This is a genomic window from Kocuria sp. CPCC 204721 (assembly GCF_040980945.1).
Taxonomy (GTDB): Bacteria; Actinomycetota; Actinomycetes; order Actinomycetales; family Micrococcaceae; genus Kocuria; species Kocuria marina.
Genome location: NZ_JAVKPO010000014.1, coordinates 18436 through 37437 on the forward strand (window position 1 = coordinate 18436; position 19002 = coordinate 37437).

Consider the following 19002-nt stretch of genomic DNA (forward strand, 5'->3'; position numbering starts at 1 on the left):
CGGGGTGCGAGGGGAAAACCGTAACTGCATGAGTGTAGGGCCGTGCAACGCTCGCGCGAACACGCGCGGCGCCTGGTCCCGGTGCTCGCGGGGTCCTATGGTGGTGGAACATGCGGCAGTGTGGCCGTGGGTTAGGCAGACGTCATGGGTTCCGGGGCGAGCGGTCCGGCGGAGGTCTGTGTGCCATGCCCCACCGGGCACCACGAGCCACGCCGTGGAGTGACATCCCAACTCAACGACAGCTAAGGCGTGATGCAGCAGTGACCTCTCCTCAAGCCACCACCCAGGCCATCCCCACGGTGTGGCAGCGGCCGCGATGGAGTGCAGAGCAGGCGTGGCTCAACGAGTACTACCGCTCGGTCCCGGACGCGGACATGGCGGGCACGGACCAGCAGGTGCTCACGGAACGGGCGGAGAGCCACCGGGAGGTCGGGCGCAGCCGCCGGACGGACGAACTGTGCATCGAGGTCCGGGAGGACCACGGGGACACCGTGCTGTACATGGTCACCACGGACATGCCGTTCCTGGTGTCCACGCTGACCACGGAGATCGCCGCCAACTGGGGTGGCGCCAAACTCGTGCTGCACCCCCTGCTGCTCGCCGCGCGTGACTCCGAGGACGTGCTGAGCTCCCTGGGGGAGGTCCCGAACATCTCCGCGGTCTCCTCCGGGGACACCACCTCGATCCCCATCACGGACGAGCTCGTGGGCGGCACCGCCGGCGGGGGTTCCCACACCGCCGTGGAGTCCTGGATCCGCATGGAGCTGCACCGTTCCCTGGACGAGCAGGCCCGCGGGGAGCTCGCACGCCACATCGAGGCCCTCGTGGCGGACGTGCGCCGGATCGCGGAGGACCAGGAGGCCATGCTGGAGCAGACCCAGCGCATCGCCGACTCCCTCGCGCCCCTGAAGGACCTCACCTTCGAGGACGGCTCCCGGCTGCCGGACGTGGGCGCGTGCCAGGAGTTCCTGGAGTGGCTGCGCGACGGCAACTTCGTGTTCATGGGCATCAAGCGCTACGACCTCGAGGCGGACGGCGAGGACGCCGTGCTGCACTCGCGCCCGGACACGGGCCTGGGGCTGCTGCGGGAGCAGGGCACCGAGGGCCACGCCCAGAAGCTCACGGGCCTGGGCAGCGCCCACGCGCGCGACCACCAGGTGGTGTTCGTGACCAAGGCCAACCGGCGCTCCTCGATCCACCGCCGCGAGTACCTGGACTACATCGGCGTGCGCACCTTCGCCGAGAACGGGGACGTGGATGGCGAGTACCTGATCCTCGGGCTGTTCTCCCGCCACGCCTACTCCGTCCCGGCGCAGCAGACCCCGCTGGTGCGCGAGAAGGTGCAACGGGTGGTCGAGCGCTTCGGCTTCCTCCCGGACTCCCACTCCGCCCGTGACCTCATGGGCATCATCGAGGACTACCCGCGGGACGAGCTGTTCCACATGTCCGCGGAGGAGCTGCACGAGACCGCGGGCGGAGTGCTCGGGCTCAACGAGCGCCGCCAGACCCGCGTGTTCCTGCGCCAGGACACCTTCGGGCGCTTCATGTCCGCCGTGGTGTTCCTGCCCAGGGACCGCTACAACACCTCGGTGCGCCAGCGCATCGAGACCCAGCTGTTCGAGGTCTTCGACGCCGAGGCCATCGACTTCGAGGTGCGCCTGACCTCCTCCTCGCTGGCCCGCCTGTTCTTCCGCATCCGGCTGCCTTACACGGGTGAGGTGCGGGACTTCGACCACGAGGACCTCGAAGCCCGCCTGCGCGCGGCGGTGCGCTCCTGGCCCGAGTCCCTGGGCCGGGCGATCGGCCTGGAGTTCGAGGATGACAAGGCCGGTGCGCTGGGCCCCGTGTGGGAGAACGCGTTCCCGGGCTCGTACCGCGAGGACTACGAGATCGAGGAGGCCATCCAGGACCTCAAGCGCTGCGAGGAGCTGTGGGGCCGCGACCCTGACCTGCCCGCGGAGGTGCGCGTGGCGCAGACCGCGGACGGCCAGGTCCGGCTGAACATCTACCTCACCCAGGCGCTGTCCCTCACCGAGCTGCTGCCGCTGCTGCACAACATGGGCCTGACCGTGCTGGACCAGCGCCCCTACACGGTCACCCCCGCGGACGGGCGCGAGTTCCAGCTCTACGACTTCGGTGTGGAGCTGCCCGAGGGTGTGGACCCCCAGGGCCCCGAGGACGCCAAGACGGAGGACCTCATCGAGCACACCCTGTGCGCGGTGCTCTCCAACCGCTCCGAGTCGGACAGCCTGGACCGCCTGGTGCTCACCGAGCGCATGGGCTGGCGCACCGTGGCCGTGCTGCGCGCCTACGTGCGCTACCTGCTGCAGCTGAACTACCCCAACTCGTTCGAGTTCATCGCGGACACTCTGGTGGACTACCCGCGGGCCACCCACGAGCTTGCGGAGCTGTTCTCGGCGAGCTTCGACCCCTCCCGCTTCACCGACGACGACGCCGCCCGCGACGAGGCGCGCAACGGCGCCCTGGAGCGCTTGGCCGGGGTGCTCGACGAGGTCCCCAGCCTGAATGCGGACCGGCTGTTCCGCGCGCTCGCGGACGTGGTCACGGCCACGCTACGCACCAACGTGTTCCAGAGCCGGCCCACCATGGCGTTCAAACTGGACCCGGAGGCCATCCCCGCGGCCCCGCAACCGCGCCCGGCCTTCGAGATCTGGGTGTGGTCCCCGCGCGTGGAGGGCACGCACCTGCGCTTCGGCCAGGTGGCCCGCGGCGGTCTGCGCTGGTCCGACCGGCGCGAGGACTTCCGCACCGAGGTGCTGGGGCTGGTCAAGGCGCAGATGGTCAAGAACGCGGTGATCGTGCCCACGGGTGCGAAAGGTGGGTTCTTCCCCAAGCAGCTGCCGGATCCCGCGACCGATCGCGAGGGCTGGCTGACCGAGGGTCGGGAGGCCTACAAGCTGTTCATTGCCTCCCTGCTGGACGTCACCGACAACATCGAGCGCGAGGCCGAGACCGGCACCGCGCAGGACGGGACCGCGCGGGACACGGCGTCGTCGTCCCGCGGTGATTCCACCCCGGGCTCCGAGGGCGGTGCGAGCGAGTCGGCCGAGACCTCCGGTGTGGCCGGGGACACCGTGGTGCACCCCGAGAACGTGGTGCGCCGCGACGACGACGACTCCTACCTGGTGGTCGCCGCGGACAAGGGCACGGCCGCGTTCTCCGACACCGCGAACGCGATCTCCCTGGAGCGCGGCTTCTGGCTCGGTGACGCGTTCGCGTCCGGTGGGTCCGTGGGTTACGACCACAAGGCCATGGGCATCACCGCCCGGGGTGCGTGGGAGTCCGTGAAGCGCCATTTCTTCGAGCTCGGCGTGGACACCCAGTCCGAGGCGTTCACCGTGGTGGGCGTGGGCGACATGTCCGGGGACGTGTTCGGCAACGGCATGTTGCTGTCCGAGCACATCCACCTGATCGCCGCGTTCGACCACCGGGACATCTTCCTGGACCCCACCCCGAACGCCGCGGCCTCCTACCAGGAGCGCGAACGGCTGTTCACCGCCGGGCGCACCTCGTGGCAGGACTTCGACCGGGACGTGATCTCCGAGGGCGGCGGCGTGTACTCGCGCCGGGACAAGTCTGTGCCCATCACCCCGCAGGTGCGCGAGGCGCTCGGGATCGAGGACGACGTCGAGTCGCTCAGCCCGCAGGAACTCGTGCGCAGGGTGCTGCTCGCGCCCGCGGACCTTTTGTACAACGGTGGCATCGGTACCTACGTGAAGGCGTCCACCGAGACCAACCAGGAGGTCGGGGACAAGGCCAACGACGCCATCCGCGTCAACGGCGAGGACCTGCGCGTCAAGGTGATCGGCGAGGGCGGCAACCTGGGCGCCACCCAGCTCGGGCGCACCGAGGCCGCGCTGAACGGGATCCTGGTCAACACGGACGCGATCGACAACTCCGGCGGCGTGGAGTCCTCCGACCGCGAAGTCAATATCAAGATCCTGGTGGACGGCATGGTCCAGGTCGGCCTGCTCTCCACGGACGAGCGCGCGGAGTTCATCGAGTCCATGACGGACGAGGTCGCCGAACTCGTGCTCCGCACCAACGTGGCCCAGAACGTCCTGCTGACCACCGAGCGCGCTCGCGGTGTGGAATTCACCGAGACGTTCATCCGGCTCATGCACTGGTTGGAGGAGCACGCGGACCTCAACCGGGAGCTGGAGTTCCTGCCCTCCGACTCCGAGCTGCGCGAGCGCGCCGCCCAGGGCCAGCCCCTGACCGGCCCGGAGCTGTCCGTGCTCACGGCGTACGCGAAGATCCAGCTCTCCGCGGCACTCGTGGACAGCGACCTCGCGGACGACCCCTGGTTCCACCGCACGCTGTCCCAGTACTTCCCGGCCCAGATCCGGGAGCGCTTCGATGACAAGCTGGACACCCACCCGTTGCGCCGGGAGATCATCGCCACCGTGGTGGCCAACCAGATCATCAACTACGGCGGGATCGCCTTCGCGTACCGCGTGGTGGACGACTCCGTTTCGGACCTCGTGGACGTGGCCCGCGCGTTCACTGTGGCCATGGAGATCTTCGAGCTCGAGAGCTATGCCACCCGCCACGCCCAGCTGGACGCGGAGGTGCCCCTGGAGCTGTGGAACCGGATGTCGCTGCGCATGCGGCGGCTGCTGGACCGCGTGGTCCGCTGGTTCCTGCACCGCCAGGACACCGACTCCGGAATCCAGGAGCTCGTGGAGATGTACCGGCCCATCGTGGCACTGCGCTTCGGCAACGACCGCTTGCTGGGCGAGGAATCCGCCGAGCGCGCCCGGACCGAGGCCGAGCTCGCCGAGCGCCAGGGCGTGCCCCGCGCACTCGCCGTGGAATGGGCGGAACTGCTCGACGCGTTCGCACTGCTCGACGTCGCCCGGCTCGCCCAGGCGCAGGGCATCGCGGGGTACGAGCCCGGCGACGCCGCGGCATCGTCGGACGATACCGCGCAGGGTTCCGGCGAGGGCGTGACCGTGCAGATGATCGCCCGCGTGTACTTCGCCCTGTTCGACCGCTACGGCCTGGAGAACCTGCTCAACCGGATCACGGCCCTGCCGCAGACCACGCGGTGGGAGAACATGGCCCGGATCGCCATGCGCGAGGACCTGTACTCCACGCTCGTGGCGCTCGCGGGTCAGGCCCTGGACTCCCCGGGGGACAACGCCCAGGAGAAGATCCAGGCGTGGGAGCAGGAGAACGCGGACCGGCTCGAGCGGTTGCGGGAGGTCCTGGACGAGATCGAGTCCATGGCCGACAGCGGAGACGCCGGCGCCGAACTCGCCGCGCTGTCCGTGGCGCTACGGACGCTGCGCAGCGCACTGACCGACTGAGTCGGGACGTGACCGGGGGTCCGGGTGACGATGCGACGTCGCCCGGGCCCCGCTCACTCCTGGACCCGGATCAGCCCCCGGGCGCCCCGCTCGGCCTCGGCGAACGAGTGATTGACGAACGTGTAGGTCCCGGGCTCGCGGAAGTGGAGTTCCACGAAGCCGCCCTGCGCTGGTGCGAGATCCAGGGCCTGAGCGCCACCCGTCCCACCGGGATTACCGGGTCCATCGGGAGAGAGCTGGTACGCGCCCTCCGCGTAGACGGTGTCGAACTGGCCGCCCACCACGTGGAAGCTCAACCCCTCGGACGGGCCAGCCGCGAGCACCCAGATCCGTACGCGCTCTCCCGGGCGGGCCGTGAGCGGGTCGTGCATGTACTGGGTGGCATGGCCGTTGAACATCGTGAACGAGGGTTGCTTCGCGGCGATCTTCTCCGGATCCACAACCGCGTTGACCCCCTCCGGGAGGCCGGGTTGATCCGGGGACGGGGCCGCGAGGTACGTCTCGCTCTGCACGAGCAGGTACTCACGGTCCACGCTCGGCAGGTTCGGGGGATCGATGATCACCGCGCCGAACATGCCCGCTGCGACATGACTGCTCATGGGCATGGTGGAGCAGTGGTAGAGCCAGATCCCGGAACGGTGGGCCGTGAACCGATACACGAGCGATTCGCCGGGGGCGATCGTGCGCATGGCCTGGTCGGGGGAGATGTCCCCCGCGTGGAAGTCCACGGAGTGACCCATGGTGCCGCCGTTGGTCAGAGTGATCTCGAAGGTGTCACCCACCTTCCCGCGCAGCGTGGGCCCCATGTATTGACCGTTGTAGGTCCACACGTCCTGGGTCACGCCGGGGGCCACCTCGCGGGCCACTTCCTGGACGTCCAGCGTCATCCGGTGCACGGTTTCGTTCGATGCGGGGGCCAGCTCGGGGGAACGGGTCGTGAAACCCTCACCGGGGGCGGCGTTGAGATCCGCCGCCTGCGCCGGGTCCGTTCCGGTGTTCTCCGCGTGCCCGTGTGAACCGTGGGCGCCATCCGTTCCGGTGGCGGTGACCTCTTGGCCCTGTGCGTCCACGGGGATCACGTCGACGGTCATCCCCATGGAGCGGTGACCGATCACCGAGCACCAGCCTTCCAGCCTGTCGGTGATCACTCCCACGTCCACGGTCGCGGAGGCTCCCGGGTCCAGGCGGCCGGAGGTGGCGCCGTTGGCGACGACGAGATCGTGCACCGTGGTGGGGTCGTCGTTGGTCAGGTGGATCACCAGGCGGTTTCCCTGGGGTACCCGGATCTCGGACGGGTCGAAACGCATGTCCTGCTGGGCATGCATCCTGACCTCGGTGGTTTCCCCGGTGCCCTCCGCGCTCGACCTGTTGCTGCCCGTGAGAGAGAAACCCGCGGACTGGGGTGCGACGGCGATCCCCGCCGCGATCGTGAGCAGCACCGTGAGTACCCCGGCCAGGAACTGGGTGGCCGTTCCCGTCCCGCGGCGGGAGGACTCGGCAGCGGTTGCCCCGGTGCGGTCCGTGGGTGCTGTGCCGGCCGCGCGTTCGGCGACGGCGCGGCGTCGTGCGGCGATGGCCACCTTGGCCGAGGAGATCATGAGCGGGATGAAGGCCGCGAGGACCACGGCCCCCACGATCGACACGAGCGCGCGGACCCACGAGGGCAGGACCCCGGCGGGCAGGGCGAACAACGCGATGCACAGGTTGGCGACCGTGACGCGGTAGACCCCGGCACGGTTCATGGCGGCCAGAGATGCGCGCACGGTTGCGGGGCCGCCGCCCATGGTCGAGGGCAGGATGTAGCTCATGGCGCCGAAGAGAGTCTGCACCAGGAATCCCGCCACGAACGGGATCGTGAGGGACTGCGCCACGGAGGTCTCCACCCCGCGGGTCAGCACGAGCCACGCGGCCAGCACCGTGGTCATCACGAGCCAGGCGATGCCCGAGGCCACGGACCATCCCATGTAACCCTCGGGGCGGCGCTGCATCCCGGTGCGCAGCATGAGCCACCCCACCGTGGCCGCGCCGGCGGCGTAGAGCAGCAACGCGGCGGCCGTGAGCGGGGCCGTTCCGAGCACCGCGAACACGGCAGCGAGGAGACTGCCCGCGGCCATGAGGGGCAGAGCGATACGTGACAACCGCACCGCGTCGTCGCGCATCCGGGTGCGCAGGATCGTGGGCCACAGCGTCAGCAGGGTCGCGCACACGGTGAGGCCCACGAAACCCAGGACATTGACGGCCTGGTGGGCCAGCAGGAGCCGGGAGTGCCACGTCGCGGAGAGGTCGCGGGCCAGGATCGTGCCGAACACCGCCCCCACGGGCAAGAAGAACGCGGCCGTGGCGTACCAGCGCACGGTGAGTCCGAATCTCGCGGGCAGTGCGGTGCGCGATTGTGCCAGCAGGGCCAGGCCGTGCCAGGTGAGCATCACGCCGATCACGGTGGCCGCGGCCACAGTGAGCCACCACCACCCCGCGAGCATCCCCACGATCAACAGGGCGGTGCCCACCGTGACCCCGTAGATCCGCACGATCTGCCGCGGACGGCCGGAGTCCGGGAGCTTGTGGTGCAGCAGTGCCTCGGTGAAGTGCTGGGACCACACCATGATGGACGTGGTGATCAGCCCGAGCGTGACCATGTGCACCATGAGCCATCGGGTGTCCGGGATCCACCGGTGCGCTGCGATCACGATCACGAGGGCCACGAGCCACCAGCGCACGGGCTTGCCCGCGGTGCGGTGCCATGAGCGGCCCCTGCGGGCGGTGGAGGTGCTGGGCCGCTGCGGGGCACTGATGGGGGGCACGCTGAATCCGTTCCATAATTGGTGTACGAAATACCATAATAGGCGGCTGCTGGTTCCGCCCGGACCGCCGCCCGGACCGCCGCCCGGAGCGCCACGGGGACCGCTGTTCGGATCGCGGTTCACGGGCCATGGGTCTGCGGAACCACCGGTGCCACCGGGTGTTGTGCATGGGTTGCGCAGTCGATGACGGCCCCCGCGCGCGCCGCGTTCCGCAGCGGCGGGCCGTTCGTCAGCGGCCCTGCCCGTACGATGAGGGCGTGACCGCAGACATTATCGCCACCATCGCGACAGCCGCCCTCATCGTCATCGGCTGCGTGGGGATCGTGGTCCCGGTGCTCCCGGGCTCCATCACCGCGTTGATCGGGTTGATCATCTGGGCGTTCGTGGTGCGTGCCCCCGAGGGGTGGGTCGTGCTCGCCCTGGGCGGCACGCTCCTCCTCGCGGGGATGTCCGCGAGTCTCGTGCTCACCGGCAGCAAGCTCAAACGCCGGGCCATCCCGAACCGCACGCTGCTCTTCGGTGTGGTGGGCGCGGTGATCGGGATGTTCGTGATCCCCGTGGTGGGCCTGTTCATCGGTTTCGTGGTGGGGCTCCTGCTGTCCGAGACCGTGCGCAACAAAGACTTCAACACCGCACTGAGCACATCCTGGGTGGCCGCGAAGGCCATGGGCGTGGGCATCCTGGTGGAACTGTCGTGCGCCCTGCTGGCCTCGCTGACGTTCATCATCGGGGCGATCGTCTATTTCGTCACCGCGAACTGAGGTCCACCCCGGTGCCCGCCCGCGGGCGAATTTATGAGTCACCCCGGGCCACGCGGTAACTCTCAGCCATGCCCGGGCCGCTAAGTAACTCCCAGGCGTTCCAAAGCCGTCCTGGACATATCAGTCGTTCCGGGGCCAGCCGCGAATTCCGAGTCACTCTGGAGCCACCATCGGCTGGGCTCCATGGCCTCACGGCGCCTGAAAATTGCGCGGGGGGCTCAGGGCACCCAAAAGTTCCTGGCGGCCGGACGCACCCCGTAGGTCCATCCCGTGGCGCCCCCGCCTCAGCCCCGCCAGGGGAGGGGGATGACCTCCACGTCTTGGCCCGCGCTCATGCCGTCCTCCGGAACCACCAGGAGCACATCCGCGTGGGCGAGACCCGAGAGCATCGTGGGACCCACGGTGGGTTCCGGCAACACATGGCCGTCCTGAAGGTAGGCGGGAATCACGCGGGTGCGGCCTGTGGCCTCAAGGTCCTGACCCGCGGTGACGCGGCGCGTGAACGGCATGGCCTCACCTTTGGCCCCGGCGATCAGGGCGTGCCCCACACTCAGCAGACCGGTCATCGCGGACAGCGGTGAACCGGGCAGCGCGAGCACCACGGGACCGTCGTCAGGCAGCTGGGCCACGATCACCCCGTGGGCGGGTTCTTGCGCCACGCCGTCGATGATGAGGTGGGCCCCGAGATCCTCGAGGGCCTTACGGACGTGATCATCCTCCCCGTGACCCGTGCCGCCGGTGGAGACCACGATCTCCGCACGGGCGTCGAGCAGCGAGCTCGCACCCATGGGGGCTTCCGTGAATGCGGAGATCATCCCGTCCGCGCCGTCGGCCACGCGCCGGACCTGATCCACGTTCGCGCCCAGTTCGCGCAGCGCGGCGGGCAGCTGCAGTCCGAGGACGTCGCGCACCTCACCGGGGCCGGGAATGCCGTCCTCGACCACGTTGGCGAAACCCAGCAGCACGGTCACGCGCGGGCGGCGTCGTACGGGGAGCATGTCGTGGCCCGCGCTCGCGGCGAGACCGAGGTGGGCGGGGTTGAGCTTGCGACCGGCGCGCAGCAGGAGGTCCCCCTGCTCGATCTCCTCGCCCACGGCCCGGACGTCCTGGTTCTTCACGAGGGTCGCTGCGGGTGTGGCGTCCTCGAGGGTGTCGCCCTCCTCGGGTCCGCGGCCGTGCTCACCGGTCGGCATGTCGCGAGCCGCGGGGTCGGCGGGGACCACGTGGCCCCGGTGGGCCTCGAGAACCGCGCGGGTCCCGAACGGGACGGCGTCCCCGGCATTGACGTGGGTGGCCTCACCCGGCTTGAGCTCCACCACCGGGAGGATGCGCTGGTCCGGGGGCAGGGTCAGCAGCAGGCGCTCGTCGGTCTCGGCGGGGCGCGGCATGCGGATCCGCCACGGGCCCTCCCCGGCCACGGCCCAGCCGTCCGCCGCGGCGGAGGGGTAGTGGGGCACGGGCATCTCGGCGGTCACGGACTCGGCGAGGATCTCGTCGAGGCATTTCGCCAGCGGCAACAGGATGTTGGGGAGGGAGTGCGGGGTGCCGTAGGCGATCCGTCGGGCCTCGTCCCACGAGGCCCAGCGCACGGTCGGTTCCGACGCCGCCGAACGGTTCTCGCGCTGGTCGTCGTCCTCGTGAGCGGCGGGATCGTGCTGGTGCGGAAGTCCGGGCATGATGTCTCCTCGACGTGGCGATTCAGTGCAGGTCGAATCTACGCACATCTTCCCATGTATCCACGTCGCTCGTGCTGGCGTGGGGGACGGGGACGGTGCCCAACGTCAGATGACGCCACACCGAGCGCACGGACACGTCCACCGTGGGCACCTCGCGCAGCACCGCGCTCAGCGCCGCGGAACGGATCAGCACGGCGAGGTTCTCGGCCCGGCCCTCGTCGGACAACGCCATCACGCCGTCGACCTCCGGGGGGACGTCCTGCGCAGCCCGCACGAGCGCGGGCAGTGCGCGGTCGACATGCGGCATGTCGCATGCGAGCACCGCCGTCCACTCGTGACGTCCGCTCACGCCGTCCAGGACGACGACGCCCGCGGCCACCGCCGCCGCCGGTCCCGAGAAGGGCGGATCCTCCCGGGCGCGTAATACGTCCGGCGGCAGCCGCGGATCCTCGGGCCCCACGACCACCACGGCACCGAACAGGCGCACCGCCGCGACCGTGTGGGCCACCAGCGTGGAGCCCTCGAAGGACAACTGGGCTTTGGGGGCGCCTCCGAGTCGGGAGGAGCGGCCCCCTGCCACGACCACGGTGTCGAAGGGCAGCTGCAAGGACGCGTTCGGGGAGGAGGAGGGCACGGCTCAGTGGGTGGGAGCGACGTCGTCGGACTCCGCACCCACGGCACGTGACTTCTTGGGCAACCCGGCGATGCGCAGCGCGCATTCCACGGCCACGAGCACGAACGCGATGTAGTACAGGATCATGGTGGGGTAGAAGTACGGGAGCTGCTGGCTCATGCCCACGAGGGACAGCACCACCAGGACCACGGACAGCACCAGGATGACCATGTGCGCCGTGCCGAACGCGCCGGGGCGACCCTTGCGGGCCAGGTACATGGCCGCGAGCGCGAAGAGGATGGGGAACAGCAGCTGCCCCGTGAGCGTGATGCCGTCCTGGACGTAGGGGTAGATGCCCATGGCCTGGACGAGCGCGGTGATCACGAGCAACACGGGAGCGACGAACGACTTCATGGGGCACCAGTCTACGGGCGCGGGCCCCGGCCCTCCGCGACCGGGTCGGGCACCGTCGGCCGGGAGGGGACGACGTCGCTCGGTCGCCCCGCGAGCGCCTGGAGCCGTTCGCACGGACATCCGGGAACGACGTCGCATGGTTGCCTCGCGAGCGCCCGGGAACCGGTGCGCGGACGCCGTCGGGAACCGCCCGGCAGCCTTGGGGGACCGCCCGCGCGACCGCCGTCGGGACCGGGACGGTGAACCGCGAGACCACTCCTGAAAACCTCGGGAACCAGCGGCCCCACCCGTCTTATTAGCCCAGCTAAATATGCCGTATTCCCGCACGTCACACGGGTTCACAGCAATGTCCGAGCCACGCCGAACAAAATACGCATTTTCGATACCAAATCGGCCTAGCATGCCGGTATGGCAACTACCGAGACCCCCGCCGGGATCGACGGACCGGCATCAGATGCGCTGTTGAAAATGGGACGTTTCTTCTCCCGCTGGGAGGAGACGCCGGACGGCCGCGCCGTCTTCCGTGAGGGTGGTCGCGCGGGTGACGCCTTCTACCGCAACCGCTGGAGCCACGACAAGGTGGTGCGCTCCACCCACGGTGTGAACTGCACGGGGTCGTGCTCGTGGAAGGTGTACGTCAAGGACGGCATCATCACGTGGGAGGCGCAGGAGACGGACTACCCCTCCGTGGGTCCGGACCGCCCCGAGTACGAGCCCCGCGGGTGCCCGCGCGGTGCGGCGTTCTCGTGGTACACCTACTCGCCCACCCGCGTGCGCTACCCGTACATCCGGGGCGTGCTGTTGCAGATGTACCGCGAGGCCAAGCAGCTCCACCACGATCCGGTGCTCGCGTGGGAGTCGATCGTCAACGACCCCGTCAAGCGTCGTGAGTTCCAGCAGGCCCGCGGCAAGGGCGGGTTGGTGCGCGCGAGCTGGCAGGAGGCCGTGGAGATGACCGCGGCCGCGCACGTGCACACCATCAAGACCTACGGCCCGGACCGGTGCACGGGGTTCTCGCCGATCCCCGCGATGTCCATGGTGTCCCACGCGGCGGGTGCGCGGTTCATCAACCTCATCGGTGGGGTCATGAACAGCTTCTACGACTGGTACGCCGATCTGCCCGTGGCCTCGCCGCAGGTTTTCGGCGACCAGACGGACGTCCCCGAGTCCGGGGACTGGTGGGATGCCACCTACCTCATGATGTGGGGTTCCAACATCCCCGTGACCCGCACCCCGGACGCGCACTGGCTCGCGGAGGTGCGCTACCGCGGGACCAAGGTGGTCTCGGTGAGCCCGGACTACGCGGACAACACCAAGTTCGCGGACGAGTGGTTGCCCGCGCAGGCGGGCACGGACGCCGCGCTCGCCATGGGCATGGGTCACGTGATCCTCAAGGAGAACTTCGTGGACCGTCGCGTGCGGTTCTTCGAGGAGTACGTGCTGCAGTACACGGACCTCCCGTTCCTCATCTCGCTCGACGAGCGCTCGGACGGCACGGTGGTCCCGGACAAGTTCGTCACCGCGGAGGATCTCGCGGCAGCGGGTGATCCCGACGCCGCGGGGCAGGCCGATCCCGCGTTCAAGACCGTCCTGCTGGATCGGCACACGCACAAGGCCGTGATCCCGCAGGGCTCCATGGGCTTCCGCTACAACGACCAGGACGAGGGCAAGTGGAACCTGGACCTGGGGGACACCCTGCCCGCGCTGTCGATCGCGGATTCGGCCGGGTACGACGGCGGTGCCACCCACCTCGATCTGCCCGCGTTCACCGACCCCACGGGGGCCGGTTCCACGATCCGCCGCGGCGTACCCACCACCACGGTGGCCGGGCGCACGGTGACCACGGTCTTCGACATCATGCTCGCGCAGTACGGCGTGGGTCGCGAGGGCCTACCGGGTGAGTGGTCCGCCGGCTACGACGACGCCCGGACCCCCTACACCCCCGCGTGGCAGGAGGAAGTCACGTCCGTCCCCGCGGAGGCCGTGATCCGCACGGCACGCGAGTTCGCCGCGAACGCGGAGAAGTCCCGCGGACGCTCCATGATCATCCTGGGCGCGGGCATCTGCCAGTGGTACCACGGTGACACCACGTACCGGGCCATCCTGGCCATGCTCATGCTGTGCGGGTGCCAGGGACGCAACGGCGGCGGGTGGGCCCACTACGTGGGTCAGGAGAAGGCCCGCCCCATCACCGGGTGGGCGGCCATGGCGTCCGCGAACGACTGGATGCGTCCCCCGCGGTTCATGATCGGCACCGCGTTCTGGTACATGCACACGGACCAGTGGCGCTCGGACGGGTACTCCTCCGACTCCTTGCAGTCGCCGCTCGCGGAGGGTCACCTGAGAGGCATGCACACCGCGGACGTCGTGGCCCAGTCCACGCGGCTCGGGTGGATGCCGTTCTACCCGCAGTTCCACGAGAACTCGCTGGACGTCGCGGACGCGGCGATCGCGGGTGTGGAACGCGGTGAAGCGGCGTCGGAACCCGAATGGATCGCGGCCAAGCTCAAGAACGGCGAGCTGAACTTCGCGGTCGAGGACCCGGACGCCCCCGAGAACTGGCCGCGCACCCTCGTGCTGTGGCGCTCCAACCTGTTCGGTTCCTCTGCGAAGGGCGAGGAGTACTTCCTCAAGCACCTGCTCGGGACCAGCAATAGCGTGCAGGGGCAGGACCACGCGGAGTCCAAGCCGCACGACGTGCGCTGGCGTGACGAAGCACCCGAGGGGAAGCTCGACCTGTTGGTTTCCGCGGACTTCCGCATGACGTCCTCCACGCTGCTGAGCGACGTCGTCTTCCCCGCGGCCACGTGGTACGAGAAGTTCGACCTCTCCTCCACGGACATGCACCCCTACGTGCACGCGTTCACCCCGGCGATCAACCCGCCGTGGGAGGCCAAGACGGACTGGAAGCTGTTCCAGTTGCTCGCGGACGAGGTCGGCAGGCTCTCGGCCGGGCACCTGGACACCCGCAAGGACGTGGTGGCCACCGCGCTGCAGCACGACACCCCGGGGGAGATCGCCCAACCCGGCGGACGCGTGCCCGAGTGGAAGGGCACGGATGTTCCCGCCGTGCCGGGCAAGAACTTGCCCCAACTGAAGATTGTGGAGCGTGACTACACGGCCATCGGGGACAAGTTCGTGGCGCTCGGCCCGCTCGCGGACAAGCTCGGGCTGACCACCAAGAACGTCACGTTCGACGTCACCGGGGTCGTGGACCGGCTGGGCCGTCAGCACGGCGTGTTCGACTCCGGCCCGGCCGAAGGCCGCCCCGCGTTGGACTCGGATGCCCGGATGGCGGAGGCCATCCTGAGCCTGTCCGGGACCACCAACGGCGCGCTCGCAACCCAGGGCTTCGAGACCCTCGAGAAGCGCGTGGGCAAACCGCTCGCGGACCTCTCCCGGGGCTCGGAGGAGAAGGTGATCACCTTCACGGAGACCCAGCAGGCCCCCGTGCCCGTGATCACGTCCCCCGAGTGGTCCGGTTCCGAGACCGGTGGCCGCAGGTACGCGCCGTTCACGGTGAACATCGAACGCCTCAAGCCGTTCCACACCCTGACCGGGCGCATGCACTTCTTCCTGGACCACGACTGGCTCAAGGACATGGGGGAGATGCTGCCCATCTACCGGCCCCCGCTGGACATGCACCGGCTCTTCGGTGAACCACAGCTCGGGGAGAAGGGCGAACTGTCGATCGCGGTGCGCTACCTGACCCCGCACAACAAGTGGTCGATCCACTCGGAGTACCAGGACAACCTGTTCATGTTGTCCCTCTCCCGCGGTGGCACCACTGTGTGGATGGCCCCGCAGGACGCCCGCGCGATCGAGGTCAAGGACAACGACTGGGTCGAGTGCGTCAACACCAACGGCGTGTTCGTGGGCCGCGCGGTGGTCTCCCACCGCATGCCGGAGGGCGTGGTGTACGTCCACCACGCACAGGAGCGCACGATCGACGTCCCCAAGTCCGAGACCACGGGCAAGCGCGGCGGGATCCACAACTCCGTCACGCGCATCCTGGTCAAACCCACCCACATGATCGGTGGCTACGCCCACCTGTCCTGGGCCTTCAACTACATGGGGCCCACCGGAAACCAACGGGACATCGTGTCCGTGGTCCGCAAGCGTTCCCAGGAGGTCGAGTACTGATGCGTGTGATGTCCCAAGTTGCCATGGTGATGACCCTGGACAAGTGCATCGGTTGTCACACCTGTTCGGTCACGTGCAAGCAGGCGTGGACCAACCGGGCGGGCACCGAGTACGTGTGGTTCAACAATGTGGAGACCCGCCCCGGTCAGGGCTACCCGCGCCGCTACGAGGACCAGGAGCGGTGGAAGGGCGGCTGGGAACTGAACCGGCGCGGCAACCTCAAGCTCAAGTCCGGTGGCCGGCTCAAGAAGCTCGCGCAGTTGTTCGCGTCCCCGGTGCAGCCGGAACTCGCGGACTACTACGAGCCGTGGACCTACGACTACGAGAACCTGGTCAACGCCCCCGCGAGTGACGACTTCCCCGTGGCCCGGCCCAAGTCCCTCATCACGGGTGAGGACACCAAGATCGAGTGGTCCGCCAACTGGGACGACGATCTCGGTGGCGCCACCGAGATGGGTCACCTGGACCCCGTGGTGCAGAAGCTGCGGGACGAGGCGAACGACCGGATCAAGTTCGAGTTCGAACAGACGTTCATGTTCTACCTGCCGCGGTTGTGCGAGCACTGCCTCAACCCGTCCTGCATGGCCTCGTGCCCGTCCGGCGCCATCTACAAACGGTCCGAGGACGGGATCGTGCTCGTGGACCAGGACCGGTGCCGCGGGTGGCGCCAGTGCGTGACCGGGTGCCCGTACAAGAAGATCTACTACAACCACAAGTCCGGCAAGGCCGAGAAGTGCACGTTCTGCTACCCCCGCATCGAGGTGGGCATCCCCACGGTGTGCGCGGAGACGTGCGTGGGGCGCATGCGCTACATCGGCATCTTCCTGTACGACGCCGACAAGGTCACCCAGGCGGCCGCGACGCCCAACGAGCAGGACCTCTATGAGGCCCAATTGGACCTCATGCTGGACCCCAGCGACCCCGAGGTGATCGACGCCGCTCGCCGGGATGGGATTCCCGAGGACTGGCTCGAGGCGGCCCGCAAGTCGCCTGTGTACGCACTCGCCAAGACCCTTCGCGTGGCCCTGCCGCTGCACCCCGAGTACCGCACCATGCCCATGGTCTGGTACGTCCCGCCGCTGTCGCCCATCGTGGACCTGCTCAAGGAACAGGGCCACGACGGCGAGGACCCGGACAACCTGTTCGGCGCCATCGAGTCCCTGCGGATCCCGGTGGAGTACCTCGCGGAACTGTTCACCGCGGGGGACACCGAGCTGGTCACCCACGTGCTGCGTAAGCTCGCCGCGATGCGCGCCTACATGCGCAACGTCACGCTCGGGGACGAACCGGACGAGTCGATCGCCCAGGCCGTGGGGATGACGGGTTCCGAGATCCGCCAGATGTACCGGCTCATGGCGATCGCCAAGTACGACGAGCGCTACGTGATCCCCGCCGCCCACGTGGAGGACGCCCACAACCTCGAGGAGATCGGGTGCTCCCTGGACGTGGACGGCGGCCCGGGCATGGGCCAGACCGGCGTGTTCGGTGAGGCCTCCGGCCGACCCATGCCGGTCGCCGTCGAGAACTTCGCAGCCTTGCGGGCACGGCAGACGGGCGAGGACCCCACGGGCAACGACCAGTTGGCCGGTCGCGTGAACCTGCTCAACTGGGATGGCAACGGGACCCCCGCGGGACTGTTCCCGGCGCAACCGGAGCGAGATGCGGCGTCGCTCGCGGCGACCTCCGACAACCCGGGTTCGCGACCGGACCAGGGCACCGCCGGGGCGAGCGGGGGCCGGTGATGGGGCTGCTGTCGAGCCTTCTGGGCAGGGCCGGGAAGGGGACCGTGGAGGTGCCCGGGTACCGGGACCGCAACCCGCAGCGTTCCGCGGTGATCCGCCAATCGGCGGCCCTGCTGCTGAGCTACCCGCGCCCCGAGGTGATCGAGCAGCTGCCCCTCGTGGAACGGGCGCTGACCGAGGTGGGCGTGGACCCCGTGCAGGTGGCACCCCTGATCCGGTGGCTGCGGGAATCGGACTTGCGGGAGATCCAGGGCGACTACGTCCAGGAGTTCGACCTGTCTCGGCGCCACAGCCTGCACCTGACCTATTGGACGGACGGTGACACGCGCCGTCGCGGTGAGGCCCTGTCCGCGTTCAAACAGGTCTACCGCGCGCACGGGTGCGAGTTCGGGGATGAGGAACTGCCGGACCACTTGCCCGTGGTGCTCGAATTCGCCGCGCGGGTCTCCGGCGAGGACGGTTTCGAGCTGTTGCAGCGCTACCGCCCGTCCCTGGAGCTGTTGCGCCTGGCGTTGATCCGAGACGACCTGCCCCAGGCGTGCGCCGTGGAACTCGTGTGCTCCACGCTTCCCGGGCCGTCGCCCGAGGACGAGTCAGCCGTGGCCCGGATGGCCGGTTACGGACCGCCCACCGAGGCCGTGGGCCTGGACGCCTACGACCCCCGCCTGCTGCCCATGACCGGAGGAAACCAGTGAACGTGATCGACACCCTCTTGTGGGGGGTCCTGCCGTACGTGGTCATGCTGACCCTCGTGGGGGGGCTGATCTGGCGGTACAAGTACGACCAGTTCGGGTGGACCACGCGCTCGTCCCAGCTCTACGAGTCCCGGTTGCTGCGCATTGCCTCGCCGCTGTTCCACTTCGGCATCCTGGCCGTGCTCGTGGGGCACATCATGGGGCTCGTGATCCCCAAGTCGTGGACGGAGGCGGCGGGTCTGTCCCAGCACGCCTACCACTTCCTGGCGTTGTCCATCGGTTCGGTCGCCGGTGTGGGCACGCTCGTGGGCATCGTGATGCTCATCGTGCGCCGCCGCCGGACCGGGCCCGTGTTCATGGCCACCACGGCCAACGACAAGTTCATGTACGTGATGCTGCTCGGCGCGATCCTGGCCGGTCTGGCCACCACGGTGCTGTCCGTGTTCGACCCGGCCACCGTGGACTACCGCGAAACGGTGTCGCCGTGGTTCCGGTCCCTGTGGATCCTGCAACCGGACGTGGGGGCCATGGCTGCCGCCTCCACGAGCTTCCACGTGCACGTGCTGTGGGGCATGGCCCTGTTCGCGGTGTGGCCGTTCACCCGCCTGGTCCACGCCTTCACGGCGCCGCTGCACTACCTCTTCCGCCCGTACATCGTCTACCGCTCGCGGGGTAACGCCCCGCGTGCCGGTTCCGTGAACTACCGCCGCGGTTGGGAGCCCATCGGCACCCAGGACCGCGCCAGTTCACGACGCCGCACGCGGCCCCCGCGCGAACGCTCCGGTTCCACGCGCGTCAAATAACCCGGCCCCTTCCCCGCCCCA

At 69.1% G+C, this 19002-nt stretch carries 10 protein-coding genes; 6 read left to right on the forward strand and 4 right to left on the reverse strand.

The window, feature by feature from the left end; all coding sequences use genetic code 11:
- Positions 1-260 precede the first annotated feature (260 nt).
- Positions 261-5333 (forward strand): NAD-glutamate dehydrogenase, encoded by a 5073-nt coding sequence (locus tag RF637_RS11260; RefSeq protein ID WP_368844871.1) that lies wholly within the window; start codon positions 261-263, stop codon positions 5331-5333.
- 53 nt (positions 5334-5386) lie between these two features.
- Here the strand turns inward: RF637_RS11260 and RF637_RS11265 are convergent, their stop codons facing one another.
- On the reverse strand, positions 5387-8134 hold the full coding sequence (locus RF637_RS11265; RefSeq protein ID WP_144931580.1) for a multicopper oxidase domain-containing protein: 2748 nt from the start codon (positions 8132-8134) through the stop codon (positions 5387-5389).
- A 257-nt stretch (positions 8135-8391) separates the two neighbouring features.
- Here RF637_RS11265 and RF637_RS11270 point away from each other — a divergent pair, with 257 nt between their 5' ends.
- Positions 8392-8895 (forward strand): DUF456 domain-containing protein, encoded by a 504-nt coding sequence (locus tag RF637_RS11270; protein ID WP_239321669.1) that lies wholly within the window; start codon positions 8392-8394, stop codon positions 8893-8895.
- Between the two features lie 284 nt (positions 8896-9179).
- Here the strand turns inward: RF637_RS11270 and RF637_RS11275 are convergent, their stop codons facing one another.
- The 3 genes from RF637_RS11275 to RF637_RS11285 are packed head-to-tail and all read right to left on the reverse strand — an operon-like array spanning position 9180 to position 11598.
- Positions 9180-10571 carry a molybdopterin molybdotransferase MoeA gene (locus tag RF637_RS11275; protein ID WP_064845569.1) on the reverse strand — a complete coding sequence of 464 codons (1392 nt, stop codon included), beginning with the start codon at positions 10569-10571 and terminating at the stop codon, positions 9180-9182.
- A gap of 22 nt (positions 10572-10593) precedes the next feature.
- A complete protein-coding gene (locus RF637_RS11280; protein WP_368844872.1) occupies positions 10594-11205 on the reverse strand; it encodes a molybdenum cofactor guanylyltransferase in 612 nt (203 codons plus the stop codon).
- 3 nt (positions 11206-11208) lie between these two features.
- Positions 11209-11598, reverse strand: a complete 390-nt coding sequence (locus tag RF637_RS11285; RefSeq protein WP_167318876.1) for a hypothetical protein — start codon at positions 11596-11598, stop codon at positions 11209-11211.
- A 408-nt stretch (positions 11599-12006) separates the two neighbouring features.
- Between RF637_RS11285 and RF637_RS11290 the strand changes: the two genes are divergently transcribed.
- From RF637_RS11290 to narI, 4 genes are read left to right on the forward strand one after another with little or no spacing between them, the layout of a single operon-like run.
- Complete coding sequence (locus tag RF637_RS11290; RefSeq protein ID WP_368844873.1) at positions 12007-15741, forward strand: nitrate reductase subunit alpha; 3735 nt, start codon at positions 12007-12009, stop codon at positions 15739-15741.
- Entirely contained in the window at positions 15741-17483 is a 1743-nt protein-coding gene (gene narH, locus RF637_RS11295; protein ID WP_131333533.1) for a nitrate reductase subunit beta, read from the forward strand. Before RF637_RS11290 ends, narH begins: the two co-directional genes overlap by 1 nt.
- A 44-nt stretch (positions 17484-17527) precedes the next feature.
- Entirely contained in the window at positions 17528-18178 is a 651-nt protein-coding gene (gene narJ, locus RF637_RS11300; protein ID WP_331253954.1) for a nitrate reductase molybdenum cofactor assembly chaperone, read from the forward strand.
- Positions 18175-18981, forward strand: coding sequence for a respiratory nitrate reductase subunit gamma (gene narI, locus RF637_RS11305; RefSeq protein ID WP_368844874.1), 807 nt, complete (start codon positions 18175-18177; stop codon positions 18979-18981). Before narJ ends, narI begins: the two co-directional genes overlap by 4 nt.
- Positions 18982-19002: the final 21 nt, after the last annotated feature.

Bases quoted from the DNA above. Each gene is read 5' to 3' on its own strand.
- RF637_RS11275 (WP_064845569.1), bottom strand. From the start codon at position 10,571: ATGCCCGGACTTCCGCACCAGCACGATCCCGCCGCTCACGAGGACGAC.
- RF637_RS11285 (WP_167318876.1), bottom strand. From the start codon at position 11,598: ATGAAGTCGTTCGTCGCTCCCGTGTTGCTCGTGATCACCGCGCTCGTC.
- RF637_RS11290 (WP_368844873.1), top strand. From the start codon at position 12,007: ATGGCAACTACCGAGACCCCCGCCGGGATCGACGGACCGGCATCAGAT.
- narH (WP_131333533.1), top strand. From the start codon at position 15,741: ATGCGTGTGATGTCCCAAGTTGCCATGGTGATGACCCTGGACAAGTGC.